Source organism: Sphingopyxis sp. Soil_C_28, assembly GCF_057657055.1.
This window is the reverse complement of sequence record NZ_JBDGJE010000003.1, coordinates 226,415-252,394: the sequence shown is the minus strand read 5'-3', so window position 1 is coordinate 252,394 and position 25,980 is coordinate 226,415. Positions and strand designations below refer to the sequence as shown.

The following is a 25,980-nucleotide window of genomic DNA, read 5'->3' as shown; positions in this document are numbered from 1 at the left end:
CCAGCAAGCTGGCAAGTCTCACTGCTTCCCCCACCAAGGGGGAGGGTCTTCAGGTCCACAGCATCGCCATCTCGACCCCGAACGCAATGAAGGTCAGCGTCAATCCGACGACGAACAGACGGTAGGCATAGGCAAGGTAGCGATATTTGCGCCGCGCCAGCACAACGCCGTTCTGGTAGGTATCGCGCAACATCGTCTCGTAGAGATCTTCTTCGGTGCGCAGCCGCGCCTTTACCGCAGAAATGAATTCATCCTCATCCATCTGTTCGAAGCGGCCGAAGAACAGGATGTTGCTGTGGTCCTTGCCGTCCTTGTAGAGGACCGGCGGCGCCTTGCCGACGCGCGGCAGCACCGCCGACACCGCGAGCAGCGCCGAGAGGAAGGAAAAGGTCGCGAGGATGGCGAGCGGCATCGCCAGCGCCCCGCCGCCCGAGCGCGCCTGCCCGATCGCGAGGGTGAAAACGACAAAGGTCGCGCCCATCAGGATCGACGCCTTTTGATCGGCCATCTGCGACAATTGCATCGTGATCTGCTGATTGGTGCGAACGAGGTGCACCGCGTTCGGCGGGAAAGAGATTGCCGGCCGTTCGGCCGATGCCTTCGATTCTTCGCTGCCCATGTGCCTGCCCCTTGTCAGTAACCCGCCAGCGACCCGTCACAGGGATGACATGAAGTGACAGGGGCGGCAAGATGCTGCCCTGTTCCCGCCGCATTCGCTTGCCAATCGGAAGCCTTCGCGGCATGCCGCACGCAACTTCATATCTTTATGGGACGCACAACATGAGCACCGCCCTGCGCGACCAGATTTTCGGCCTGATCGGCCCGTTCAACAAGAAGGGCATCGAGCTGACCGACGCCACGACCTTTGCCGGCGACCTCGAATGGGACAGCCTGACGGTGATGGATTTCGTCGCCGAGGTCGAAGACACATTCGACATCATCATCAGCATGAACATGCAGGCCGAAATCGAAACCGTCGGCCAGCTGGTCGCGGCGGTCGAGAAGCTGCAGGGCTGACAGGGCGATGACCGACCTTTTTTCGAAATTCGACCCGCTGATCCAGCAGCGCGAAGACCTGCTAGCGACCGGCGTCACCGATCCGTATAATCTGGTGATGGAAAAGGTGATCTCGCCGACCGTCGCGATCTGCAACGGGCGCGAGACGATCCTGCTCGGCACCTATAATTATATGGGCATGACCTTCGACGAGGATGTCATCGCCGCGGGAAAGGATGCGCTCGACAAGTTCGGCGCCGGCACCACGGGCAGCCGCGTCCTCAACGGCACCTATCAGGGGCACAAGGAGTGCGAAGAAGCGCTCAAGGAATTTTACGCCATGGACCATGCCATGGTGTTTTCAACCGGCTATCAGGCGAACCTCGGCATCATTTCGACGATCGCGGGCAAGGGCGACTATGTCATCCTCGACATCGACAGCCATGCGTCGATCTATGACGGCTGCGCGATGGGCAATGCCGAAATCGTCGCCTTCCGCCACAATGACGTCGAGGCGCTCGAAAAGCGGCTGAAGCGCCTGCCCCCCGAAGCCGGCAAGCTCGTCGTGCTCGAGGGCGTCTATTCGATGCTCGGCGACGTTGCGCCGCTGAAGGAAATGATCCGCGTCTCGAAGGAAGCCGGCGCGATGGTGCTGGTCGACGAGGCGCATTCGATGGGCTTCATCGGCGAGAATGGCCGCGGCGTCGCCGAGGCGCAGGGCGTATTGGACGACGTCGATTTCGTGATCGGCACGTTCAGCAAGAGCGTCGGCACCGTCGGCGGTTTCTGCGTGTCGAACCACCCGAAGTTCGAAATCCTTCGGCTCGTCTGCCGCCCCTATGTCTTCACCGCGTCGCTGCCGCCGAGCGTCGTCGCGACCGCCGCCACCAGCATCCGCAAGCTGATGCACGGGTCCAACAAGCGCGCGCATCTCTGGGAAAATTCCAAGGTTTTGCACAAGGGCCTGCGCGACCTGGGTTTCCAGCTCGGCACCGAAGAGCCGCAGTCGGCGATCATCGCGGTGATCATGCCCGACCTCGAAAAGGGTGCGATGATGTGGGAAGCGCTGCTCGAGGAAGGGCTTTACGTCAACCTCGCGCGTCCGCCCGCAACCCCCGCGGGCATGACGTTGCTGCGCTGCTCATTGTGCGCCGAACATACGATCGAACAGGTCGGCGAAATCCTCGGCCGGTTTGAGCGTGCGGGCCAGCGCGTCGGCATTATCGGCTGAGCCGAACGCACCCGCCGACCAGCGGATTCCTTTTCGCGGCGAATGGAAGCGGCGGTGAAGCCCGGGGGGCTTCGGCGCTTTGCGGCGACGCGCTTGTCCGGTAAGAGATGCGCGTGTTCGAGAGGGATGGCGATACCGAAACCGAAGGCCGGCGAGAGCGGACGCGCTTCTGGCTGACGATCGGGGTGGCGACGATGCTGGCGGGCGTCGTGGCGGCGCTTGTCCTGCTGCTCGCGCGCGCCAACGACAATTATGACCGCTCGCTCGGCTGGCAAACGCAGAGCCTTGAAGTCATCTCGCAGACCCGCTCGCTCGACGCCGCGCTCGCGCGCGCCGAGGCCGCGCTGGGTCGTTTCGCCGTCGGCCTCCAGAAAGAGGATGGGCGCGTCTTCGAACAGCAATGGGGGCTGGCGCGGCAATATCTGTCGTTGCTGAAACGCAATGTCCGCGACAACCCCGCACAGGCCGGGCTGGTCGACGAGTTGACAACCGAAATGAACCGCCGCGGCAGCCAGCTCGGCGATGCCGCGCTCAGTGCCAATTACAACCAGACCATCGCCGCGATTTCCAAATATCATGCCGCGGGCCACGACGCCGGCCTTAGCCGCATCGACAAATTGCTCAATCGCGTCATCGCCACCGAGCGCACGCTGCTTCGCGAGCGCAACCGCATCGCGGCGGCCGACCGCGCCAGTCTGAACCAGGCCATTTTGCTTTTCTCGCTGCTGGGTGCCGGCGCTGCGGTGATCGCGATCGGCGCCACCTTCTCGCTGGTGCGCGCCGAAGCCGAACGCCGGGTGGCGCGGCGCGAACAGGCCGAGGAAAGCGACCGCGCGATGCAACTGGAGGAGGCGGTCAATGCCCGCACCGCCGAACTGGAACAGGCGAATATCGCGCTTCGCAACGAGATGAGCGAGCGTGCAGCCGCCGAAGCCCAATTGCGGCAGGCACAAAAGATGGAAGCGGTCGGCCAGCTGACCGGCGGCATCGCGCATGATTTCAACAATATGCTGGCGGTTGTCGTCGGCGGCCTCGAACTGGCGCAACGCGCGCCCGAAAAGGCATCGCGTCACCTCGCCAACGCGCTCGACGGCGCCAACCGCGCCGCCGACCTGACGCGGCGGCTGCTGACCTTTGCCCGGTCCGAGCCCGCGCGACCCGAGATGGTGACGATCGACGAGTGTATTACGAGCTTCGCCGAACTGATCGAACGCACGATCGGCGACCGGATCGCGCTGACCCTCGACCTTCGCGCCGACGGCCTCGCCTGCTGGGTCGATCGGCAACAATTCGAAAACGCGCTGCTCAACCTCGCGGTCAATGCGCGCGACGCGATGAACGGCCATGGTTCGCTGACGATCCAGACGCTCGACGATGGCGAGGGCAAGGCGTTCGCAGTACAGGTGATCGACACCGGCTGCGGCATGTCGCCCGAGGTCCTCGAGCGCGTATTCGATCCCTTTTACACGACCAAGCCCGCGGGTCAGGGAACCGGGCTGGGCATGAGCCAGGTTTTCGCTTTCTGCCGCCAGTCGGGCGGCGAGGTGCAGATTTCCTCGACCGAGGGCGAAGGCACCAACGTCGCGATGCTGTTGCCGATCGCGAAGCCGCAAGACGATAGCGTGACGGAAAGCGCAGTCGGCGATGCGGACGCCCCTGCATTGCCCGCCGACGCGCTGAGCATATTGGTGGTCGAGGACGACGAACGCGTCCTTGCCGCGACCGTCGATGCGGTCAGCGAACTGGGCCACACTGCGGTCGCATGCGGCAATCCGCTCGAGGCCGAAGCGCTGGTCGAGGGGCGGCTGGCGGAGGGCCAGGGCGGTTTCGACCTGATCCTGTCCGACGTGTTGATGCCCGAGCTGACCGGTCCCGAAATGGTCGCGCAGCTGAAACAGCGCTGGCCCGAACTGTCGGTGCTGTTCGTGACCGGCTACGCCGGTGACGCGGGCGAGATCGCCAGCTTCGGCGATCATGACGTGCTGCGCAAACCCTTCACCCTCACCGCGCTCGACCAGGCGATCCGGCGGTGCGGCGATGCACGGCCGGGCGAAGGGCAACGGCTCGCGAGTTGAACGCCCGCCGTAATCCGGCAGACGGGCCGCGGATTACCGGATCGCGCCGCTTTTCATCAGGCGCGGCACCAGCGTCAGCGCGGCGACCAGCGGCCAGCGGCGCTGCCACGGCTTGATCTCGATCTTCGTCCCCGCGTGGCGATTGATCTTCCATGCCAGATAATCGATCCCGCCGGCATAGGTCAGGCTGGCCTTGGCGAGCCGCACGATGCTGAGCGCCTTGCCCTCCAGCCGCCGCCGCGCCCAGGCGCCGCCGCGCGTGTCGGCTGGAATCGCATCGATCGCCGGGGCGCTGAATCGCTCATAACGTCCGGCATCGGCATCGACGACCGACTGCGCGCGGCTCGTACGTTCGGCGCGCAATTCGACCGAGTAAGTGAGCGAAAAGGCGCGCCGCCACCAGTCGAGCGGCGTTTCGCCATCGACCCGGCCAGCGGCGGCGAGTAGCGTCGGCGCCGCGCGCGCAACCGCCGCAATCGCACGGTCGCGCGCGGTGTCGTCGACCGCCCAGACCAGCCGCGACGGCTGGGCAAAGCGCGCCCACACCGACACATTGCGCGTTTCGGGCCCGTTCAGACGGTCAAAATCGGCCTCGCTGAGCACCGCATATTTGGCGATCAGCCCGTCGTGCTGGAACGGAAAGACATTGGGCGGGATCAGCCGGTTCGCGGCGGCCATCCAGCGTTTGGGATAGGCATCGCTGTAATCGGACACGATCAGGTAGAAATCGAGCATCAGCCCGTCGAGCTCGCGCTCGCGCAGGCAGCTGCCATAGAATAGCACGGCGCGCGCGCTGCCCGGATATTGCGCGGCGATCGCGCGCGCCATCGCGGCGGCACGCGGGTCCACCGGGACCCCGAGTTCTTCGCGGACGAGTTCGTTGAGGGCGGCCATAAAGAACGCTCAGGCGGCGAGGCGCAGGAAGGGAACCGGCTGCGTCGAGGTCAGGATGATCGGCCTGCCATGCCGGGCCTGAAAAATTTCGCCGTCGAGGATGACGTTCGACCGCTCGCCTTCGATGCGGATTTCGTCGCCCTGCTGGAAATGCACGCCGTCGAGCTGGTTTTGGCCGAGCGTGCCGCGCCATGTCGCACCGAGCATGCGAACGAGCGCGCCCATGCCGCGCTCCACCGCAAGCAATTTCATCTGTCCGCTTTCGCCCGCAGCGTCGTTGGTGCGGATGCTGAGCAGCAGCTTTTCCAGCGTCGTCACGATCAGCAGCGAAAACTTGCCCTTGAACTCGCCCTGCCGGATCAGCGACACCGTCATCGCCTCGGGCTTGGGCGGCAAGCGCCCGCCGCCGAGGCCGAACAGCATCGCGAACAGGCCGAGGATCGCCGCAAGGAAATGCGACACCCCGTTCGGCAGGCCGAGCGGGTAGATGCGGTTGCGGCAATAGAGCATCACATCGGCGAGGTAGGCGCCGCCGAGAAACATGCCGAGCACCGGCCGCGCTTCACCGCCGCTGTCGAGCGAGATCAGCTGGCGCTGGATCACATGATCCTCCAGCCGGCCGGTTTCGACGAGGTCGAGCACGCGCTGCAACGCCTTGATCGGATCGCCCTCGGCGCCAAGGTCGAGCGCGATCAGATTGGTCTTGCCGTTGGGAAGCACGGCGACCGGCGGCGGCGAACCGCCGAAATGACCGCCGGAATAGAGTTCGGTCAGCGCGGCCTGGACCGTGCCGTCGCCGCCATTGATGACGACAACCCGCGGACCGACCATCGCCATCGTGCGAATGGCCTCGCCGATCTGGTCGACATCCTCGACCTCATAATGAAAAATGTCGGGGTGCGCCGCGCAATATTCGCGAACCCGCGGCAACAGGGCACGGTTGCCCGTCGAATGCGGATTCGAAAGAAGCGCGACGCTGGCCATATATCCCCTATTCCACCGGGTCGAAGGACAACCCGTTGACGTAATTCAGCACGACCGGAACACGCTTGGTGGCGCCGCCGACCGCAAAACTGACCTGCGTCAATTTGGGCTTCCGCTTGAAGATGAAATCGCTGACTTTCATGTCGGGATTGCCCGACAGGCCCGCGCCGTCACTGCGGTCCGACTTGCCGTTGCCGTTCATGTCGTGACGCACCGAAACGACATAGCTGCCCGGCTGCTTCACGGGCACGCAAACCGACATGGTGCCGGCGCGCGAGACGGGTACGTCGACGCGTTCGATCCACTTGCGCTTTTCCAGATAGTTGCTGTTCGCGCTGTAGATCTGGACGCGCACGGTTCCCGTACGCTGCTTGAAACCGCGCACGTCGACCTGGACGGCGGTGGCGTTGCTGTTGCACAGCGCGGCGCTCGGACCCAGCGCGGCACCCTGCGCCGCGACGGGTGCGATCAGCACCCCGGCGGCACCGGCAGCCAGCAGTCCGGCGAGAAAAATTTTCGACATGACCTCAAAACCTCCAGAGGCTATAGCCATCTCAGCAAGCGCAAATGCGCGCGCTGACACGGGTCCCTGTCGCCCTTGAATCGGCATATCGGGAACAACTGCGGCCAAAACATGGTGATGGGGCGACCAAAGATTGAATAAGCTTCCTGCCATCGACCGCTACATCGCGCGGCTCATTTTTTTCCCGATGCTCGGCACCCTCGTCCTGTCGGCGATGCTGCTCGTGCTCGAAAAGATGCTGCGCCTGTTCGACTTCGTCGCCACCGAGGGCGGCCCGGTCAGCGTCGTGTGGCGGATGCTCGCCAATCTGATCCCCGAATATCTCTCGCTCGGCATCCCGATCGGGCTGATGCTGGGGATTTTGCTCGCTTTCAGAAAGCTTGCGACCTCGAGCGAACTCGACGTTCTGAAGGGCGTGGGGATGAGTTTCGGGCGGCTGATGCGCGTGCCTTACGCCTATGCCATCGCACTCGCGCTGCTGAACCTTGCGATCGTCGGCTTCATTCAGCCCGTCGCGCGCTACGCCTATGAAGGCTTGCAGTTCGAATTGCGTTCGGGGGCGCTCGGTGCGTCGATCAAGGTGGGCGAATTCACCAAATTGGGCGACCGCATGACGCTGCGGATCGAACAAAGCTATGACGACGGACGCAGCCTGCGCGGGATTTTCGTGCGCGGCGACAACAAGGACGGGCAGCGCGTATCGGCGACCGCCGCGCGCGGGCAGTTCCTGGCGACCGACGATCCGAACACGATCATCCTGCGTCTGTCGCAGGGCGTATTGATTCATGAATCGCCCAAATTCGCGGTGCCGCGCGTGCTGACCTTCGACAATCACGACCTGCCGATTCCGTTGCCCAAGATCGAGGCGTTCCGCCTGCGCGGCGGCGCCGACCGCGAAATGACGATTCCCGAACTGTTCGTTGCGGGCAAGGACCGGAGCCAGTCGGTGCAGACGCGGCTCGAATCGCGCGCCAATTTCCACTTCCGCATCGTCGAGGTGATGTCGATGCTGCTGATTCCACTGATGGCGATCGCGCTGGCGATCCCGCCCAAACGATCGACCTCGTCGCTCGGCGTCTTCCTGTCGATCGTGCTGCTGGTGACCCAGCACAAGATCAACCAATATGCCGAAGACCTCGGCGCGCGGGGCGTCATCGATCCGCTGATCGCGCTGTGGGTGCCGTTCCTTCTGTTCTCCGCGCTCGCGATCTGGATGTATTACACCGTCGCGCACGTCCCCGGCGGCCAGCCGATCGGCGCACTCGAGCGCGTCGCGGCGAAGGCGGCGCAAAAGATACGCACGATGCTCACCATGTTCCAGCGCAAGCCACAGGGCGTCTGATGCACCAGCTCCATTTTTTCCCGTCGCGCACGATGGCGCTTTATGTCGGGCGCCTTTTTCTCGTCCGCTCCTTCTCGATCCTCTTCGCGCTGGTGCTCATCCTGCAAACGCTCGACCTGCTCGGCGAAAGCGGCAAGATCCTCGCCGTCGCAGGCAACAGCGATTCGGACGTCTGGCGCTATGTCGGGATGCGGCTGCCACAGATCGTCGAGACTTTCCTGCCCTTTTCGGTGCTGCTCGGGACGATCCTGACGCTGATCACGCTCAATCAGAACAGCGAGGTCGTCGCGATGAAGGCGTCGGGCATGTCGGCGCATCAGGTGCTGGCGCCGCTGTTCCTCGCCGCGCTGCTGGTCGCCGGGATCAGCTTTGCCTTCAACGAACGCATCGTTACGCGCTCGACCGCCGCGCTCAGCGCCTGGCAAAAGGTCGAGTATAAAAAGGTCCCCAAAGACAGCGGCATCCGCACGAACATCTGGGTGCGCGACGGCGACGATTTGATCAATGCGGCGACGGTCGATACCAGCGGCCCGGTGATCGTCCTCGGTTATGTGACGATCTATGAACGCACGGGCGGCGTGCTGTCGTCGATGCTGTCCGCCGACAGCGCGCGCGCGGTCGCGGGCGGTGGCTGGCAGCTTAACAATGCGCGGCGCTTCATCCGCCGGTCGGGCACGCTCGAACCGCTGGGTACGATCGTCGCGGCCAAAAATGTCCGCCCCGACCAGTTCACCCTCGCGCAGGTCGATGGCGATGAACTGCCCTTCCTGCAGCTGAAGGCTGCGATTGCCGACCTCGAAGCCGCGGGGCGCCCCGTCGACGCGCTCAAGGGCGTGCTCTGGCACAAGATTTCGGGGCCGCTTTCGGCGATACTGATGCCGCTGCTCGGTGCGGTCGCGGCGTTCGGCCTTGCCCGCTCGGGTAAGCTGTTCATCCGCGCGATCCTCGGCATGGGGCTCGGTTTCGCCTATTTCGTCGCGGACAATTTCGCGCTCGCGATGGGCGATCTGGGCGCCTACTCGCCCTTCCTCGCCGCGTGGGGGCCATTTATCCTGTTCGCGCTGATTGGCGAGATGATCTTGATACGGACCGAGGAATAGGGCTTGTCCGGATCGGGGAAACCGACCGTAAACTTCCCTCAAGCCGTGGTGTTGGCGTCCGGCCTTCTACTCACATCCTGTGGTCATCCCCCGACGCCGAACGCAACGCATTGGCGAATTACGGTCAGCGGCAGTTCTTCGTGCCTCGGTGATTTGACACAAGAAATGGCTAAGGCGCGAATAGGTGTCGCACGCTTTCCTGAATGGAAAGGCGGCCATGGTGTCATGGAATTTGGCCCCATTCCCAAGGAAGCCATCGAACATTTGAATGCCGTCGTTCGCGCATCCGGATGCGCAGCGGTAACAGGAAAACGTCTAAGCTGCTCGACCGATCACTCCGACGTTAGCGCCTGCTAGTCGCCGGAAGAAGGCGCCACAGGGCTGCCTTCTCTGATTCAGGTCGCAGCGCCCCGCGCAGACCCCGCCACCAAATTTGCGACCAGCTTCGGCAGGCTGTCGTAGTTCGCGCCATGATATTGCGAGTCGGCGGGCAGCGCGTCCTTCAGGCGGCGATGCGCTTCGGCAAGCGCATGATAGGGGACACCCGGCAGCAGATGGTGCAATGCGTGATAGCGCAGCCCCACCGGCGCCCACAATTCGGGCAGCAGGCCCGGCGGCGGGACGTTGACGCTGTCGAGGAACTGGCCGGTCACGGTCAGCACCGCGCCGTCATTTTCCCACAGATGCGCGACGAGCGTGCGGATCTGGTTGAGCACCAGCGTCGCGGCGGCGATGGCGCCGAAGATCAGCAGCGCGCGCAGCGGCACCCAGCCGAACACACCCGCGGCGATCAGCAGGCTCGACCACGCCCACGCGCCGCCTTCCTGCCAGGCCCATTGGCGGCGGAACTCGCCCTCGGGCGCCTTGCGGCGGAACATCGGGTTGATGATCATCCCCGAATAGCGTTCGACCACGATCCGGCGCAGCGGCGGGATCAGGAACGAGAGCGGGGTGAGAACCGCATAGCGGAAGACGAGCGCGACCGGCGCGAACGCCGCGGCAACGACGAACAAGGGCACCGTCCACGGCTTCATCAGCGCGAGCGGCAGATATTCGGGATCGTCGACCGTGCCATATTTGGTGCGGTTGTGGTGCAGGCTGTGGATGCCCTCGTACATGAACGACGGGATGAGCAGCGGCACGCCGACAAGGATATTCCACACCAGGCGAAAGCCCGGCAGCGCATTTTTGCGGATATGCGTCAGTTCGTGGATGAAGCTGCCCGCGCGATAGAGCGCGATCACGGCAATCGCCGCCGCGACCAGCATCCACGCCGTCGACGGGGCAAGAATCGCCGCTGCGATGCCGGCATAGCCGATAAGCGTCGAGGCAAGGAAGTCGGTCCAATAGATCCGCGCGCTCGGCGTGACGAGGTCGCGCGTCAGCTCCGACGCGGCGCGGATCATCGCCATGTCGTCGGCGATCGCGGATTTCGGGACGGGGACCGCCGACGGAGCCGACAAGCGGTCGACAAGAGTGTTCATCGCTAACATATCGGGTTCTTCACCATGATTTCGTGGCAGCAAAATGGCCGAATGCGGGTCGTCAGCGCCACAGCAATGCCCTAATGCGTCGCCAAACATATAAGACGTCCAAAGCAGGAAACCAGTATGAGCGGACATTCGGACGGCCCGATCACCATCCACCCGGTCAAGACAAAGCCCGATCTGCGCGAATTCGTCGAACTCGCCTTTCGCCTGAATCGCAGCGATCCGTCGTGGGTTCCGCCGCTGAAGGGCGAGGTTTACGGCCTGCTCACCCCGCGCAAGAATCCGTGGTTCGAACATGGCAAGGCGCAATTCTTCCTCGCGCGACGCGACGGTCGCACGATCGGCCGCATCTCGGCGCATATCGACGACCTCGCGCTCGCGCAGCCGGTCGAACAGGGGATGGGTCCGGGCACCGGCAACTGGGGGCTGCTCGAAGCCGAGGACGAGGAAGCCACGCAGGCGCTGCTCGTCGCTGCCGAAGATTGGCTACGCACCCAGGGCATGCACCGCTCGCTCGGCCCGCTGTCGATTTCGATCTGGGACGAACCGGGCTTGCTGATCGAGGGGTTCGGCAATCGTCCGACGGTGATGATGGGGCACAACAGCCCGCTCTATCGCGGCTGGATCGAGGGCCATGGCTATCGCCCGATCAAGCAGCTCATCAACTATGATGTCTATGTCAAAGAAGGCTTTTCGCCTCTGGTGAACCGCATCGTCGCGGCGGGCGAGAAGAATGCGCGCATCCGGGTGCGCAAGGTCGACAAGAAGAATTTCGACGCCGAAGCGGCGCTGATCATGGGCCTGCTCAACGACGCCTGGTCGGACAATTGGGGTTTCGTTCCGCTGACCGACAGCGAAATCGCCTTTGTCGGCAAGAAGCTCAAGACGATCGTTTTCGAAGACCTGGTCCGCGTCGCCGAACTCGACGGCGAGGCGGTGGCGTTCATCATCGTGCTGCCGAATATCAACGAATTGCTGATCGACATGGACGGATCGCTGCTCCCCTTCAATTGGGCGCGGTTGCTGTGGTGGCTCCACAAGCCGAAAAGCCGCACCCTGCGCGTGCCCTTGATGGGGGTCGCCAAGAAACTGCAGAACAGCCGCATGGCGAGCACGCTCGCCTTCATGATGATCGAATTCATCCGCCGCGACGCGGTGCGCGACTATGGTACCGAGCGCGGCGATATCGGCTGGGTGCTCGACGACAATCAAGGGATGAACGCGGTCGCCGAGGCGATCGATGCCAAGGTCAACCGGGTGTATCAGATTTACGACAAGCCGCTCTGACGCTGGGACAGCTTTGCGACAAATGGCAGCCATCGTGCTTTCGGGGCGCGGAAAGGCATTGTCATGACAGTCCATTATCTTGCCGCCAGTCGCTTCGGCCTCGGTCGCCGGTTTGACGACCCCGCGGTCGCCGACCCGAAAGGTTGGCTGACACGGCAACTCGGCGACTATGATCCCGCCCCCGCGGCCATCGCCGCACTGGCCGGGCGCGCCGCGATCGCCGCCGCCTATGTCGAATATCAGGAAGAACGACGGGCGATGCGCCGCGAGGCGGCCTACACGCCGATGACCGAAGACGAAAAGGGAATGCAGCCCGAAATGAGGCGGCTTTCGCGTTCGGCGATCCGCCGCCATTATGTCGACGCGACCGCCGCGCGCCTCTCCGCCGCCGTCGCGACGCCGACCCCCTTCCCCGAACGGCTCGTCCATTTCTGGGCCAATCATTTCGCGGTGTCGGCCGACAAACAGACCGTGATCGGCTTCGCCGGCAATTATGAAAATGAGGCGATCCGCCCGCATATCATGGGCAAATTCTCCGACCTGCTGATCGCCGCGGTTCGTCATCCTGCGATGCTTCTCTATCTCGATCAGGCGCAGAGTTTCGGCCCCCAAAGCGCTTTCGCCACCCGCGTCCGCAACCGTGGCAACCGGCAGGCGCCGGGCCTCAACGAAAATCTCGCGCGCGAAATACTGGAACTGCACACGCTGGGCGTTCGCACCGGCTACACACAGGCCGATGTGACGTCCTTCGCCAAGGCGCTCACCGGGGTGACGGTCGCGGGCCTCGGGCGCGGCGCCGGCCAGCGGCTCATGCCCGCCGATGCGCAGCCCGGCGCCACGCTGTTCATCGACCGCCTTCACGAACCCGGCCCACAGACGATCCTCGGCAAACGATATGATGGCGCCGGGGCGAAGCAGGCCGAAGCCGTGCTGCGCGACCTCGCGGTTCATCCGGCCACTGCGCGTCACGTCGCGACCAAGCTGGCACGCCATTTCACCGCCGATGACCCGCCCGCGGCACTCGTCGACCGGCTCGCGGGCGATTTCGTCCGGACCGGCGGCGAGCTGCCTTCGCTTTATCGCACGCTGATCGCCTCGCCCGAGCCTTGGGCGGGAGGCCCCGCAATGTTCAAATCGCCGTGGGACTGGACGGTGTCGATGCTGCGCGCGCTGAAAATTCCCGCGCTCGGCGAGCGGCAGAATGTCGCCGCGATGTTCACCCAGCTCGGTCAGCCGATATGGCGACCCGGCTCCCCTGCAGGCTATGACGACAAGATCGCGACCTGGGCGGGGTCGGCGGCGCTGATGCAACGCGTCGAACTCGCCAGCCGGATCGCGGCGCGGATCGGCGACCGCGCCGACGCACGCCGGCTCGCGCCGCTCGTGCTCGCCGACGCGCTCACCCCCGAAACCGGCGAGGCGATCGCCCGCGCCGACAGCCCCGGACAAGGCATCGCGATGCTGTTCGCCAGCCCGGCCTTTTTGCGGAGATAGATGATGATCCTCTCACGCCGTTCGATCATCCTGTCGGGGGTCACCGTCGCCGCAGCAGGTGCGCTGCCCGGTTTTGCCTATGCCGCAGCGGGCACGCCCAAACGCCTTGTCTTCATCATCCAGCGCGGTGCCGCCGACGGCCTGGGGATCGTCGCGCCGACGGGCGACCCCGCCTTTGCCGCCGCGCGCCGCGCGATGGCCGACGAAACCGCGGGCGGCGCGAAGCTCGACGCGATGTTCACGCTGCATCCCGCGATGGCGACGACCGCGGGCCTCTTCACCGGCAAACAGGCGCATTTCGCCCATGCCGTCGCCACCGCCTATCGCGACCGCTCGCATTTCGACGGGCAGAATATGCTCGAGGGTGGCGGATCACGCCCCTATGGACGCGACACCGGCTGGATCGGGCGACTGCTCACCCTGCTCCCCGCGGCCGAGCGCGACGCGATCGCGATCGCCCCCGCGGTGCCGCTCGCGCTGCGCGGCGCAGTACAGGTCGGCACCTACGCGCCTAGTCGCCTGCCGCAGGCCGATAGCGACCTCATCGCGCGGCTGACCGCGCTTTATGCCGACGATCCCCTGCTCCATCCGCTGTGGGACAGCGCGGTCAAGACGCAGGAGCTGGCGAGCGACATCGGCGGCAACAACGGCCGCAACGGCGCCGACCTCGGCAAGCTCGCCGCCTCGCTGATGCTCCCCGCCGACGGCGCGCGCGTGATGATGGTCGAAACCGGGGGCTGGGACACGCACAGCGGCCAGCGCGGCCGGCTCGCGGCGCAATTGCGCGGGCTCGACCAGCTCGTCGGCGCGCTTCAGGCCGGGCTTGGCGCTGCATGGGGCGATACGCTGGTGATCGTTGCGACCGAATTCGGCCGCACGGTCGAGGTCAATGGCACCGGCGGCACCGACCATGGCACCGCGTCGACCGCGATGCTGCTCGGCGGCGGATTGAACGAGGGCGGCAAGGTGTCGGCCGACTGGCCGGGGCTTGGCGCCGCCGCGCGCTACGAAGGCCGCGACCTCAAACCGACGCGCAGCCTCGAGAGCGTCATCGCCGGCGCGGTGGCGCATCATTATGCGCTCGACCCCAAACGGGTGATGACGACTCTTTATCCCGACGCCTGAGGCTCAGGCAAGCACCGCCCAGGTCGGGGCATGGTCGCTGGCCTTTTCGCGCCCGCGATGGTCCTTGTCGACGCCGGCATCGACCAGCCGGTCGGCGAGCGCCGGGCTCAGCAGCAGATGGTCGATGCGAAAGCCATGGTCGCGTTGCCAGCCGCCGGCCTGATAATCCCAGAAGGTCCAGATTCCGCCAGCCGGATGGCGGCTACGCAGCGCATCGGTCCAGCCATCGCCGAGCAAACGGAACCACGCATCGCGCGATTCGGGCTGCATCAGCGCATCGGTCGCCATGACGCGCGGGTCCCACACATCGTCGTCGTGCGGGATGACGTTGTAATCGCCGGTCAGGATCGTCGGGATTTCGGACGCGAGCAATTCCTTGGCGCGCTCACGCAGCCGCGCCATCCAGCGCAGCTTGTAATCGAATTTCGGTCCCGGCTGCGGATTGCCGTTGGGAAGATAGATCGACGCGACGCGCAGCCCGTGGACGTCGGCTTCCAGATAGCGCGATTGCTCGTCCTCGGCCTCGCCCGCGAGCCCGCGCTGCGTTTCAACCGGCTGCGTCCCCCTGGCAAGAATTGCAACGCCGTTGAAGCCCTTTTGCCCATGATAAAGAAAGCCGTACCCCGCCGCCTCAATCTCTTTCGTCGGCATGGTTTCATCGCTCGATTTCAGTTCCTGCAGGCAGGCGATATCGGGCTGCGTTTCCTCGAGCCATTCGACGAGGCGCGGCAGACGGGCCTTGATCCCGTTGATATTGAAGGTCGCGATTTTCATGGCGCACCTATGCCAGCAAGCTGGCAGCTTAGAAAGGCGTCAGATCGAGAAGCTCGACCCGCAGCCGCAGCCCGACGCCGCGTTGGGATTTTCAACCTTGAACGACGATCCGCCGAGCGAATCGACGAAATCGACGACGCAGCCGCGCACCAGGTCGATGCTGACCGGATCGACCACCAGCTTCACCCCGTCGGTCTCGGTGACGATATCGTCGGCGTCGATGCCTTCGGCCAGGCCGAAACGATAGGTGAAGCCCGAACAGCCGCCGCCATCGACCGCGAGCCGCAGCGCGGCGTCGGTCCCGCCCTTGCGCGTCGCAATCCAGCGGACGCGCGCCGCGGCGGCGGATGACAGGGTGATATCGGAAAGCTGTGTGGCCATGACCGTTAGATAGGCGCTTTGTTCCAAATGAAAAGGGCGCCTCGACGGTTGTCCCGCCTGGCGCCCCTCCTCTCCGACCCTGTTAAGCTGATTATTCGGGACCGCCCATCGCGATATTCTTGCCGGTGATGGCGGCGATCGCCATCTGGTCCGAGCGGACGAAGGGCATCGGATTGACCGGCGCGCCTTCGATGCGGACTTCATAATGGAGGTGGTTGCCGGTCGAACGGCCGGTCGAACCGACATAACCGAGCACGTCGCCCTTTTTGACCGACTGGCCGGGGGTGACGACGTAGGAAGACATATGGCCGTAGCGCGTCTGGATCGCGTTGCCATGCTCGACTTCGACATAATTTCCATAGCCGCCGAGGCGCTGGGCGCGGCCGACGATGCCGTCGGCAGTTGCGTAAATCGGGGTGCCGTGCGGCGCCGGGATGTCGATGCCGTTGTGGCGGGCGACCTTGCCGGTGACCGGGTGGACGCGCATGCCGTAGGACGACGAAAGCGACATCTGGTCGATCGGGCGGCGCGAGGGCACTGCAACGCCGATCGAGGCGGTCAGGCCGGTGTCGAGGCGCTTCCACGCCTGAAAAATGGCGCGGGCTTCGCTGTCTTCGCCAGCTGAGGGAACACCAGCGGTGAAGCTGTCGTCATCGGGTTCGTCGGGAGCGACAATACCAGCATCGGCGCTGGTTTCGGCAGCGTGGGCGGCCGGTGTGGCCAGTCCGAAACATGCTGCCGCGCAGAGGATTGCGACCTGGTGCAACTTCTGCGTCAGAAGAGTGTTTATCAAAATACGACCCCGCGTTTGCCATGTCGCCAAAGTCCGGAAATGGACCTTGGTGCCGGTGTTTGTTGGTTTGGATGATTGCTCATCCCCCGCGAAGCCTGTGTGCTGGTCCAATCCTTACTAAGCAATAACAGCGTAGAATTCTTGCGTTAAACCGGCGTCGTGGCGCGCCGAGTCGTTGAACGGAGGCTTCAACGATCCGCGAAACCGCGATTTTACGAGGGCGTGCCACGTTTCAACGACGTTGAATCCCCGTTCGTCGCACAGCCAGCCGAACCAGACTGTGCCCGCGCTCACATGCCGGATTTCGTCCTTGTAAATGCGCGATAAAATATTCGCGGACACACTGTCGCCGGCGGCGATGAATCGGCTGATCGTCGCCGGGGTGACGTCCAGCCCGCGCGCCTCGAGCACCATCGGAACGATCGCGAGCCGCGCCAGCGCATCATCGGCGGTGAGCTGCGCCGCCTCCCACAATCCGGCGTGCGCCGGAAGCGCGCCATAATGGCTGCCGAGCGCGCGCAATCGCCGGTCGAGCAGTGCAAAATGCATCGCCTCGTCGGCCGCCACGCCGATCCAGTCGTCGACGAACTGCCGCGGAAACTGATCGCCGAACCGCCCGACCAGATCGACCGCCAAGTCGATCGCGACAAACTCGATATGCGCGAGCGCATGGAGCAGCGCGATCCGGCCGCGCTCGGACCCGCCCTTGCCGCGTTTGGGCATCTGGTTCGGCGCGAGCAATTCGGGCGCGGCGGGCCACGCCGGCTGGTCGGGCATCGCTGTATCGCAGCGATGTTCGAGCGCCCCCTGCCGCCAGGCCCGCGCCAGACCCCGCGCCGCACGGCGCTTGTCGTGCGGGTCCGGGGTCAGCAGGACCGCGCGCGCGGCTTCGCCCAATTTCGCCATGTCAGAGGGCCCTTGCCGCCTCCAGAACCGCGTCGGCATGGCCCTTCACGCGCACCTTGCGCCACTCTTTGGCGAGCTTGCCGTCGGCACCGAACAGGAAGGTCGAGCGTTCGATTCCCATATAGGCGCGGCCGTAATTCTGTTTTTCGACCCAGGTGCCGAACGCCTCGGACACCGCGCCATCCTCGTCGGAGGCGAGGCGGACGGTCAGGCCATATTTGTCGCGGAACTTGCATAGCTTCGCGGGCGCGTCGCGCGAAACCGCCAGGACCTGCGCGTTCAGCTTGGCGAACTCGGGCGCGAGCCGCGTGAAATCCTGCGCTTCGACCGTGCAGCCGGGCGTATCGGCCTTGGGGTAAAAATAGACGACCAGCGGGCCGCCGTTCAGGCCTGCGAGATCGATCGCCGCGCCGTCCGCGTCGAGAAGCGTCACGGCGGGAATGGCATCTCCGATTTGGGCGCCGCTCATTTGCTTTTCTCCTCAATAAATAGGGACAGTCCCTATTTAATTGGTCGGGGAAAATAGGGACTGTCCCTATTTATTGGCGAATCGCCGCCCACCAGTTCGCGATCTCCTGCCGCGCCGCGTCATGCGCGGCAAGCAATTGCGGCCAGCCGGGCTCGCCGCACTGGCTTGCCACCAGCTGCCGCGCCGCCGCGGTCGGCGGCTCGCCCTCAGGCGCGGTGAGGCGCAGCATCACAAGCATGCGCGCGAGCAGGCCGTGCGCCTCGACCACCTCGGGCGGCACGAGCCCTACCGCCTTCATGCAAGCGAGCGCGGCCGCGATGTTCGGGTTGTGGCACTCGCCGCTGGCAAGCTGCGTCACCTGCATCGCGAATTCGAGGTCGACGAGCCCGCCCGGTCCGCCCTTGATGTCGAGCGCGCCGGTCGCGGGCTTGTGCGCCGCGATCTTGTCGCGCATGTCGGCAGCATCGGCGGCGAGCCTGGCCGGATCGCGCGGGATCGCGAGCAGTTCGGCGATGATGCGTTCGACCTCGCCGCGCGCCTCGTCCGAGCCATAGACGGGCCGCGCGCGAAGCAGCGCCATATGCTCCCACGTCCACGCCTCTTCGCGCTGATAGCGTTCGAAGCTGTCGACCGTGACAACCAGCGGCCCCTGCGCGCCTTGCGGGCGCAGCCGCGTATCGACATCGTAGAGCTTGCCCGCCGCGGTCGGCACCGACATCGCCCCCGTCACGCGCTGTGCAAGGCGGTTGTAATAGGTGGTCGCCCCGAGAGGTCGCGGCCCGTCGGATTCGGCGAGATGATCGCCGGTGAACAGATAGATGAGATCGAGGTCGGACGCATGCGTCAGCGCCCTGCCCCCAAGCCGCCCGAGCGCAAGCACGACCAGTTCGCTGTCGGCGATGCGGCCATGCGCCGCGACGAATTCGGCGACCGTCGCGTCGGCGAGCACGCCGAGCGCCGCTTCGGCGAGGTCGGAATAGCCGCATGCGATCGTCAGCGGGTCGGTCGCGCCGGCGACAAGCTGCACGCCATAGGCAAAACGCCGTTCGCCGACATGATCGCGCACGCGGTCGAGCAATCGCTCATAGTCGAGCCCGGCGAGCCCCGGCCCCCATTCGGCGCGCAATTGCCTGATATTCGCCGGCGCGTCGAACGCCCGCTGGTCGATCAGCCCCTCGATCAACTCGACGCGCACGCCCAGCGCATCGGCGAGCGTCGGCGCGAGCGACAGGATTCGCGTCGCGATCCGCGCGAGCGCGGGCTGCGCGCCGAGCAGGTGAAAGAAATTGATCGCGCTCGGCAGCCCCGCAACGAGCTTGTCGAAACGCGTCAGCGTAGTGTCGGGGTCGGGCGCCGCGCCCAGCGCCTTGACCAGTTCGGGCAGCATCGTTTCCAGCGCGTCGAGTGCCGCCGGACTGCGCAGCGCACGCAGCTTGCCGCCGCGCCAATCGGCGATCGTGCGCAGCGCCGCATCGGGCGGATCGAACCCCGCCGCGATCAGTTGTCCTGCCAGCCCGTCTTCGTCGCGCGGCAGGCCGGTCGTGACCGCACGATCGGCGACCAGCCGGTCGTAACAGCTCCCGACATCGGCGACGACCGGCGCGAGCGCCGCAAGCAGCGCCGCGCCGTCGGCTTCGCCATCGAGCCGCGCGACGCAATCGAGCGCCGCTTCTTGCGTCGGCAGGCAATGCGTCTGCTGGTCCTCGATCATCTGCAATCGGTGCTCGATGCGGCGCAGCGTTGCATAATGGCCCGACAGGCGTTCGGCATCATCCAGTTCGATCCGCCCCGCCGCCGCCAGCGCCGCGAGCGCATCGACCGTCGCGGGGACACGCAGCGACGGATCGCGCCCGCCGTAGATGAGTTGGTGAACCTGCGCGAAAAACTCGATCTCGCGAATGCCGCCGCGCCCGCGCTTCAAATCGAAACCCGGCCCGAACGCCTGCCCCTGCGCGAAATGATCGCGGATGCGGTCGCTCATTGCGCCGATTTCCTTCAATTGCCGGAAATCGAGGCTGCGGCGCCAGATGAAGGGCTGGATCGCCGACAGAAATTGTTCGCCAAGCGCCCGGTCGCCCGCCGACGCGCGGCTGCGGATGAACGCCGCCTGTTCCCACGCCAGCGCTTCGGATTCATAATAAGAGATTGCGGCGTTCACCGGCAGGACGATCGGCGTCACCTCGGGATGCGGACGCAGCCGCAGATCGACGCGCAGGACATGGCCGTCGCCGGTGCGCGCCGACAGGATTTCGGTTATTCGCCGCGCGATCCGCACCGCCGCCTCTCCCGGGTCGTCGCGCGAGCGGCGCGGCAGCGTTTCGGGATCGAAGATCAGGATCGGGTCGATGTCCGACGAATAGTTGAGCTCGTAGCTGCCGAGCTTTCCCAGCGCGATCACCGAAAGGCCGCGCGGTTCCTCGCCCGGCACGCGCTCGGCGAAAGCCGCGGCCAGCGCCGCGTCGCAAGCCTGATCGGCAAAATTCGACAAAAGGCGCGTCGTCGTCGCCACGCCATGCTCGCCCGACAGATCGCCGAGCGCAAGGAGCAACGCCATCCGTCCGCGCCACTGACGCAGCGTCCGCATGATATCGTCGCCCGCCGGCGGCGCCGTGACCGCTGCGAGCGCGGCATCGGTGCCATCGCTCAGAAAGCGATCGACGTCACCGGGATAGAGTTCGGCGAGCCGCGCAAGGAAAGGTGCGTGCGCGGTGAGCCGGTCGAGCGCCGACTGGCGGCTGGATGCGTCCAGGAAAGTCATCGCCCGCCTATCACCCGCGCCGCACCGCGTGACAAGCCGACAGCGCGACCAATAAATAGGGACTGTCCCTATTTATTGGTCAGGCGGGAATCGTCGATTCGTCGAAGAACAGAACCTGCGAAATCGCCGCGCGCAGAGTTGCGGGCTGATACGGCTTGGTAAGCAGGAACGCCGGCTCGGGGCGGTCGCCGGTAAGCAGCCGTTCGGGGAAAGCGGTGATGAAGATGACCGGCACCCTGAGGTCAGTCAGAATTTCCTGCACCGCCTCGATCCCCGAACTGTTGTCGGCGAGCTGGATGTCGGCGAGCACGAGGCCCGGCTGATGCTTCTGCGCCTCGTCGACCGCCTCGCGATGCGTCGTCGCGACGCCGACAACGTCATGGCCAAGCTCGCGGACGATCATCTCGATATCCATCGCGATGATCGGTTCATCTTCGATGATGAGAATGCGTGCGCGCGTCTGGCGGTCGATTTCTTCGGTCGCATCGGAAATCAGCGCGCGCACCGCGTCGGCATCGCGGCCGATGATTCGGCCCGTGTCCTCGAAGCTGAAACCCTCGACCGCAGTGAGCAGCAACGCCTGCCGCGCGAGCGACGGAATGCGACGCAGGCGCGCATCGGCAATCGCGATATCGGTCAGCGCGCCGTCGTCGTTAGCCGCTGCCTGTTCGGACATCAGCCCGAAATTGTCATGCACCATCCGGTAGAGCTGGATTCGCAAATCGGCGCCGGTGTCGACCGCGCCGGGATTGGCGACCAGTGTTTCGAGCAGCCGCGCGACAAGGGCATCGCCGCTCTGCTGGCTTCCGGAAATGGACCGGCCATAACGCCGCAGATATGGAAGATGCGGCGCAACCGACTGACCCAAAGACATATTTTACCTCCTGAAAGCGACGTAATCTGTGATCGACGCGTCCGGAAAAGGGACAAATCGGCCCGCTCCCCCGTCCACATCGGATATATTTCGACGTTAGGGAACGATTTAACCGCAAAATAGTTTCATGGCGAAGGAACAATCGCCCCATTGCAGTTTGGTGTACGCGCGGTTAGCAAAAGGCCCCATGTCCAATCAGATGCCCCAATAATGTCGTCCAAGACCGGTTCGCCGCGCGGCGAGGCTTTGGGTAAGGACGCGGAGAAGAAATCTCCCGCCAAGGGGCAGGACGTCAATGGCGCCCTGCGCCGTGCCTATGAATCGACCGTCGATGAGTCGATTCCCCAGTCCCTGCTCGATTTGCTCAGCAAGCTCGACTGAGACGAAGGCTTTGCGTCAGCGCTTGTAGCGCGCGTCGAAATCGCTCTGGAAAGCCGCGAAGCGTCCCGCGCCGATCGCATCGCGCATGCCCTGCATCAGATCCTGATAGAAATGCAGATTATGCTGCGTCATCAGCATCGCGCCGAGCATCTCGCCCGAACGCACGAGATGGTGCAGATACGCCCTCGACCAGGTCGTGCACACCGGGCATTGGCATGTCGCATCGAGCGGCGCCCGATCCTCGGCGAATTTCGCGTTGCGGATGTTGATCGGCCCGTCCCAGGTAAAGGCCTGCCCGTTCCGTCCCGACCGCGTCGGCAGCACGCAATCGAACATATCGACCCCGCGCGCGACCGCGCCGACCAGATCGTCGGGCTTGCCGACGCCCATCAGATAGCGCGGCTTGTCTGCGGGGAGCTGCGCGGGCGCATAATCGAGCACGCCGAACATCGCCGCCTGCCCCTCGCCCACCGCGAGCCCGCCGATCGCATAGCCGTCGAATCCGATGTCGGTCAGCGCCGCCGCCGATCGCGCGCGCAATTTTTCATCGAGCGAACCCTGCTGAATGCCGAACAATGCCGCGCGCGCCGCATGGTCCTCGCCCGCATCGAACCCTGCGCGGCTGCGCGCCGCCCAGCGCATCGAGCGTTCCATGCTCGCCTCGGCGCGTTTGGCATCGACGCCGTTCGGCGGACATTCGTCGAACGCCATCACGATGTCGCTGCCGAGCAGGCGCTGGATTTCCATCGAGCGTTCGGGGGTCAGCATGTGGCGCGAGCCGTCGAGGTGGCTTCTGAACGCGACACCCTCCTCGCTCTGCTTGGTCAGCGCCGACAGACTCATCACCTGGTAACCGCCGCTGTCGGTCAGGATCGGCCGGTCCCATGCCATGAAATTGTGGAGCCCGCCCAGCCGCGCCATGCGCTCGGCGGTCGGACGCAGCATCAGATGATAGGTGTTGCCAAGGATGATGTCGGCGCCGGTCGCGCGCACCTCGGCCGGCCGCATCGCCTTCACCGTCGCGGCGGTGCCGACGGGCATGAAGGCGGGGGTGCGGATTTCGCCGCGCTGCATCGCGATGGTGCCCGTGCGCGCGGCGCCGTCGGTGGCGGCGATCGAGAAAGTGAATCTGTCGGTCATCGCGCGCGCCTATGGCGGGGAAGGCGCACAAAGTCGAGTTTGACCGACCCGCCCTTACTCCTTCTCATCCTCGCTCGACGGCTCGTCGGCCGCCGCCTTGGCCTTTTCCTTCGGCTTTTCCTTCTCGAAGATCGCCACAAGTTCCTTTTTCTTTGCCTCCGACAGACCCTCCTCGGCCTCGGGGAACATCTCTTCTTCCTCCTCGTCGATATGGTGGAGGTAACGATGCTTCATCGTCCGGAACCGCGTCAGCCAGCCGGTCGACGCGAAATCCATCTCGTAAAGCTCGGTCAACAGCTCGTCGATTTCCTTATGTTCGGAAACGCTGTGCTGCGCATCCTCGCGCAAATCGGGCTTGCCGAGCATCGTCGCGTAGAGCGACATTTCCTCGGACGCCGCGTGCGCGGTCACTTCGATACGGAACGCCTCGAACAGTTTTTCGCGATCGGGACTGTCGCCGTGCGTGTCGTCGATCTGGTCGAGCAATTTGCGATGGCGATCATGATCGGCCTTCAGTCGCGCAAAGATTTTGGTCTCGGTCATCTGTCTCTCCGTCCGTTGGCGGTCGAAGATCAAACGGCTCAGTGAAGCGGCGGTTCCGGCCTTATGCCGCCTTCCAGTCATTCGTCGTCGTGAAGGACGGCAATGCCAGTGCCGAAACCGTCGACTGGGCCGCCGCGGCGATCAGATAGGGCGAGACGCGGTGGCGCGTGCACAGTCCGCCATTGCCGTCGCTGACCATCGTCTGTTCGAATTCGACGCCCTGCTGATGCTTCATCGACCGGCGAACCGTCGCGGTGGCCAGCTGGCCTTCGCCGAAATCGATGACGAAACGCGTTCCCACGGGGACATCCAGCAGACCCTCGATAAACGCGCCGGTTGTCGACAGATTGCGGATGACGACGGCATAGCGGTGGTTGTCGTGGATCGCGCCGACCTTGCGGAACAGGGAGAACCGGTCGTTGCGCTGGCGCGCGGGCCCCGCAGGCTTGATCGTCCACGCCCCCTCCGCATGCTCGAGCAATTCCGCCTGCGGCACGGCCTTGCTATAGATATAGCCCTGAACATGGCTGACGTTGAGCTTGCGGATCAGTTCGAGCTGATCGAGCGATTCGATGCCTTCGGCGGTCGTTTCCATCTCGAGCGCTTCGGCGAGCGCGACGATCGCCGCGATGATCGCCCCGTTGCGCGACCCCGGTATGGTCGCGTCGCGGACGAAACTCTGGTCGATCTTGATCTTGTCGAACGGCGCAGATTGCAGATAGGCGAGCGAAGAATAGCCGGTGCCGAAATCGTCGAGCGCCAGACGCACGCCCAGATCTTTCAACGCCTTGAACATCAGCGCGGTTTCGGCCGTATCGCCGAGGAACACGCTTTCGGTGATCTCCAGCTCCAGCCGGTCGGGGGCAAGGCCGGTCGCGGCGAGCGCCTGCGCGACGATTTTCGGCAGCTCCTGATTCGCGAACTGGATCGGCGAGACATTGACCGCGACCCGCATGTCACCCGGCCAGCTTGCGGCGTCCTCGCACGCCTTGCGCAGCACCCACTCGCCAAGTTCCCAGATCAGATTGGTTTCCTCGGCGATCGGGATGAACACCGCGGGCGAAATCGCGCCGCGCTCGCGGTGGGTCCAGCGGACCAGCGCCTCGACCCCCGTCACCATGTTCGACCTGGCATGGACGACCGGCTGATAACCAAGTTCGATTTCGCCGCGCACCAGCGCGTCGCGCAGATCGTCCTCCAGCGCGCGGCGCTGCTCGGCCGCCTGGTGCAGATCGCTTGAATAGAAAGCAAAGCGTCCGCGACCATTGCCCTTGGCAGCGTAAAGCGCGAGATCGGCGTTGCGGACAAGGTCGTCGCTGCTCAGGCCGTCGAACGGCGCGATCGCGACGCCGACCGATACACCGATGATGCAGCGACTGCCCTCGACCGAATAGGGTTGCGACAGGCTGGCGATGATGTCGGCCGCCATATCGCCCAGCTTGCCGCGATCCTCGATGTCGGGAAGGATGATCTGGAATTCGTCGCCGCCGAGACGGCTGACCATCTCGCGGTCGCCGACGATCTTGAGCAGCCGTTCGGCAACCTGTTTCAGCAGCGCATCGCCCGCCGGATGGCCCAGCGTGTCGTTGACCTGTTTGAAGCGGTCGAGATCGAGCAGCATGATCGCGCACGAGCGTTGTTGCTGCGCAAAGGCGGCGAGGGTGGAATCGAGCTTCTTCGAAATGTTGAAGCGGTTCGCAAGCCCGGTCAGCGAGTCATAGAGCGCGAGCCGCGAGGCATCCTCGGCCGATCGGCGCTGCGCGGTGATATCGGTGCCGCTGCCGCGATAGCCAGTAAACTTGCCGCCGGCATCGATCTGCGGCCGGCCCGATATCGCCCACCAGCGGTCGTCGCCTTCGAATGCGCTGCGCAGCGGCAAGGCGTCGAATTTCGATTGTCTGGTCAGCAGGAAGGGCAGCGTCCGCTGCCGTTCGCCATGGCTGTCGACGGGCAGGAACAGGTCGGTAAAGGCGGTCCCGAGCAGCGAACCCGTCGTCCGGCCCATCAATTGCGCTACCGAATCGGTGATATAGGTCAGCCGTCCCCTGGCATCGGTCGACCAGAACCAGCCAAGGCCGCTTTGCTCATAATTTTGAAGGAGCAACAGCGCTTCGTGGGTGTGCAGGTTCGCCGCGGCATCGCCCCGCTGTTTGCCGATCCGGGAACCGAGCAGGCCGAAAAAGCCCCGCTGGCCCTCATCGACGTCGCCCTCCCCCCTGTCGCCGAAATCCATCCGCGATGGCACGTCCATCAAACAAACTCTTTATCTGATCCCCACACCCCATTCGCTATGCAGGCAAGGGATTGCGATAGTGTAAATGTCTAAGGGTTTTCCGGAAACCATTCCATTTGAGGGCGTTGTGCGCATTGCGCGCGCCAGATCCCCTTCGGTCTTCGTGACTTTCGGGCGGCCTGTCCCA

At 64.7% G+C, this 25,980-nt stretch carries 24 protein-coding genes; 9 read left to right on the top strand and 15 right to left on the bottom strand.

Translation table 11 applies throughout. The features are described from left to right. Positions 1–49: 49 nt before the first annotated feature. Complete coding sequence (locus AC3A43_RS14685) at positions 50–619, bottom strand: Pycsar system effector family protein (RefSeq protein WP_487793300.1); 570 nt, start codon at positions 617–619, stop codon at positions 50–52. A gap of 161 nt (positions 620–780) precedes the next feature. Between AC3A43_RS14685 and AC3A43_RS14680 the strand changes: the two genes are divergently transcribed. From AC3A43_RS14680 to AC3A43_RS14670, 3 genes are all read left to right on the top strand, one after another. After that, the gene (locus AC3A43_RS14680) at positions 781–1,017 is read left to right on the top strand and encodes an acyl carrier protein (protein WP_487793299.1); all 237 of its coding nucleotides are present in this window, start codon (positions 781–783) and stop codon (positions 1,015–1,017) included. Positions 1,018–1,024: 7 nt separating this feature from the next. Continuing rightward, entirely contained in the window at positions 1,025–2,227 is a 1,203-nt protein-coding gene (spt, locus tag AC3A43_RS14675) for a serine palmitoyltransferase (RefSeq protein WP_487793298.1), read from the top strand. Between the two features lie 113 nt (positions 2,228–2,340). Further along, positions 2,341–4,302, top strand: a complete 1,962-nt coding sequence (locus AC3A43_RS14670) for an ATP-binding protein (RefSeq protein ID WP_487793297.1) — start codon at positions 2,341–2,343, stop codon at positions 4,300–4,302. A gap of 33 nt (positions 4,303–4,335) precedes the next feature. On the opposite strand, the gene AC3A43_RS14665 is transcribed toward AC3A43_RS14670, so the two are convergent. Genes AC3A43_RS14665 through AC3A43_RS14655 form a run of 3 tightly spaced genes read right to left on the bottom strand, consistent with a single transcriptional unit; the run spans position 4,336 to position 6,703 of the window. Continuing rightward, positions 4,336–5,196 carry a hypothetical protein gene (locus tag AC3A43_RS14665; RefSeq protein ID WP_487793296.1) on the bottom strand — a complete coding sequence of 287 codons (861 nt, stop codon included), beginning with the start codon at positions 5,194–5,196 and terminating at the stop codon, positions 4,336–4,338. Between the two features lie 9 nt (positions 5,197–5,205). Further along, positions 5,206–6,180 (bottom strand): diacylglycerol/lipid kinase family protein, encoded by a 975-nt coding sequence (locus tag AC3A43_RS14660; RefSeq protein WP_487793295.1) that lies wholly within the window; start codon positions 6,178–6,180, stop codon positions 5,206–5,208. A 7-nt stretch (positions 6,181–6,187) separates the two neighbouring features. Further along, on the bottom strand, positions 6,188–6,703 hold the full coding sequence (locus AC3A43_RS14655; RefSeq protein WP_487793294.1) for a DUF2141 domain-containing protein: 516 nt from the start codon (positions 6,701–6,703) through the stop codon (positions 6,188–6,190). 133 nt (positions 6,704–6,836) lie between these two features. Between AC3A43_RS14655 and lptF the strand changes: the two genes are divergently transcribed. Both lptF and lptG read left to right on the top strand, forming a co-directional pair. Continuing rightward, a complete protein-coding gene (lptF, locus tag AC3A43_RS14650; protein WP_487793293.1) occupies positions 6,837–8,045 on the top strand; it encodes an LPS export ABC transporter permease LptF in 1,209 nt (402 codons plus the stop codon). After that, positions 8,045–9,145 (top strand): LPS export ABC transporter permease LptG, encoded by a 1,101-nt coding sequence (lptG, locus tag AC3A43_RS14645; RefSeq protein ID WP_487793292.1) that lies wholly within the window; start codon positions 8,045–8,047, stop codon positions 9,143–9,145. Before lptF ends, lptG begins: the two co-directional genes overlap by 1 nt. Positions 9,146–9,540: 395 nt before the next feature. Here lptG and AC3A43_RS14640 read toward each other — a convergent pair whose 3' ends face one another. Continuing rightward, positions 9,541–10,629 (bottom strand): fatty acid desaturase family protein, encoded by a 1,089-nt coding sequence (locus tag AC3A43_RS14640; RefSeq protein ID WP_487793769.1) that lies wholly within the window; start codon positions 10,627–10,629, stop codon positions 9,541–9,543. Positions 10,630–10,755: 126 nt separating this feature from the next. Here AC3A43_RS14640 and AC3A43_RS14635 point away from each other — a divergent pair, with 126 nt between their 5' ends. The 3 genes from AC3A43_RS14635 to AC3A43_RS14625 all read left to right on the top strand — a co-directional run bounded on the left by AC3A43_RS14635 (position 10,756) and on the right by AC3A43_RS14625 (position 14,541). Further along, positions 10,756–11,922: an N-acetyltransferase gene (locus tag AC3A43_RS14635; protein WP_487793291.1), complete on the top strand. Its 1,167-nt coding sequence runs from the start codon at positions 10,756–10,758 to the stop codon at positions 11,920–11,922. Positions 11,923–11,985: 63 nt separating this feature from the next. Beyond that, complete coding sequence (locus AC3A43_RS14630; RefSeq protein WP_487793290.1) at positions 11,986–13,416, top strand: DUF1800 domain-containing protein; 1,431 nt, start codon at positions 11,986–11,988, stop codon at positions 13,414–13,416. 3 nt (positions 13,417–13,419) lie between these two features. Then, positions 13,420–14,541: a DUF1501 domain-containing protein gene (locus tag AC3A43_RS14625; protein ID WP_487793768.1), complete on the top strand. Its 1,122-nt coding sequence runs from the start codon at positions 13,420–13,422 to the stop codon at positions 14,539–14,541. Between the two features lie 3 nt (positions 14,542–14,544). Here AC3A43_RS14625 and xth read toward each other — a convergent pair whose 3' ends face one another. From xth to AC3A43_RS14590, 7 genes are all read right to left on the bottom strand, one after another. Continuing rightward, the gene (xth, locus tag AC3A43_RS14620) at positions 14,545–15,315 is read right to left on the bottom strand and encodes an exodeoxyribonuclease III (protein WP_487793289.1); all 771 of its coding nucleotides are present in this window, start codon (positions 15,313–15,315) and stop codon (positions 14,545–14,547) included. A gap of 39 nt (positions 15,316–15,354) precedes the next feature. Next, positions 15,355–15,696: an iron-sulfur cluster insertion protein ErpA gene (gene erpA / locus AC3A43_RS14615; protein ID WP_487793288.1), complete on the bottom strand. Its 342-nt coding sequence runs from the start codon at positions 15,694–15,696 to the stop codon at positions 15,355–15,357. A 91-nt stretch (positions 15,697–15,787) separates the two neighbouring features. Next, positions 15,788–16,489 carry a M23 family metallopeptidase gene (locus AC3A43_RS14610; protein ID WP_487793287.1) on the bottom strand — a complete coding sequence of 234 codons (702 nt, stop codon included), beginning with the start codon at positions 16,487–16,489 and terminating at the stop codon, positions 15,788–15,790. Positions 16,490–16,606: 117 nt separating this feature from the next. After that, on the bottom strand, positions 16,607–17,395 hold the full coding sequence (locus tag AC3A43_RS14605) for a ferritin-like domain-containing protein (RefSeq protein WP_487793286.1): 789 nt from the start codon (positions 17,393–17,395) through the stop codon (positions 16,607–16,609). A 1-nt stretch (position 17,396) separates the two neighbouring features. Beyond that, a complete protein-coding gene (locus AC3A43_RS14600; RefSeq protein ID WP_487793285.1) occupies positions 17,397–17,864 on the bottom strand; it encodes a peroxiredoxin in 468 nt (155 codons plus the stop codon). 70 nt (positions 17,865–17,934) lie between these two features. Beyond that, on the bottom strand, positions 17,935–20,622 hold the full coding sequence (locus AC3A43_RS14595; protein WP_487793284.1) for a bifunctional [glutamine synthetase] adenylyltransferase/[glutamine synthetase]-adenylyl-L-tyrosine phosphorylase: 2,688 nt from the start codon (positions 20,620–20,622) through the stop codon (positions 17,935–17,937). Positions 20,623–20,701: 79 nt separating this feature from the next. Further along, positions 20,702–21,496, bottom strand: coding sequence for a response regulator (locus tag AC3A43_RS14590; RefSeq protein WP_487793283.1), 795 nt, complete (start codon positions 21,494–21,496; stop codon positions 20,702–20,704). Positions 21,497–21,706: 210 nt separating this feature from the next. Here AC3A43_RS14590 and AC3A43_RS14585 point away from each other — a divergent pair, with 210 nt between their 5' ends. After that, the gene (locus AC3A43_RS14585; protein ID WP_487793282.1) at positions 21,707–21,877 is read left to right on the top strand and encodes a NepR family anti-sigma factor; all 171 of its coding nucleotides are present in this window, start codon (positions 21,707–21,709) and stop codon (positions 21,875–21,877) included. Between the two features lie 15 nt (positions 21,878–21,892). Here the strand turns inward: AC3A43_RS14585 and tgt are convergent, their stop codons facing one another. From tgt to AC3A43_RS14570, 3 genes are all read right to left on the bottom strand, one after another. Then, positions 21,893–23,017: a tRNA guanosine(34) transglycosylase Tgt gene (gene tgt / locus AC3A43_RS14580; protein WP_487793281.1), complete on the bottom strand. Its 1,125-nt coding sequence runs from the start codon at positions 23,015–23,017 to the stop codon at positions 21,893–21,895. Positions 23,018–23,071: 54 nt separating this feature from the next. Continuing rightward, complete coding sequence (locus tag AC3A43_RS14575) at positions 23,072–23,560, bottom strand: hemerythrin domain-containing protein (RefSeq protein WP_487793280.1); 489 nt, start codon at positions 23,558–23,560, stop codon at positions 23,072–23,074. 61 nt (positions 23,561–23,621) lie between these two features. Beyond that, a complete protein-coding gene (locus AC3A43_RS14570; protein ID WP_487793279.1) occupies positions 23,622–25,811 on the bottom strand; it encodes a putative bifunctional diguanylate cyclase/phosphodiesterase in 2,190 nt (729 codons plus the stop codon). Positions 25,812–25,980: the final 169 nt, after the last annotated feature.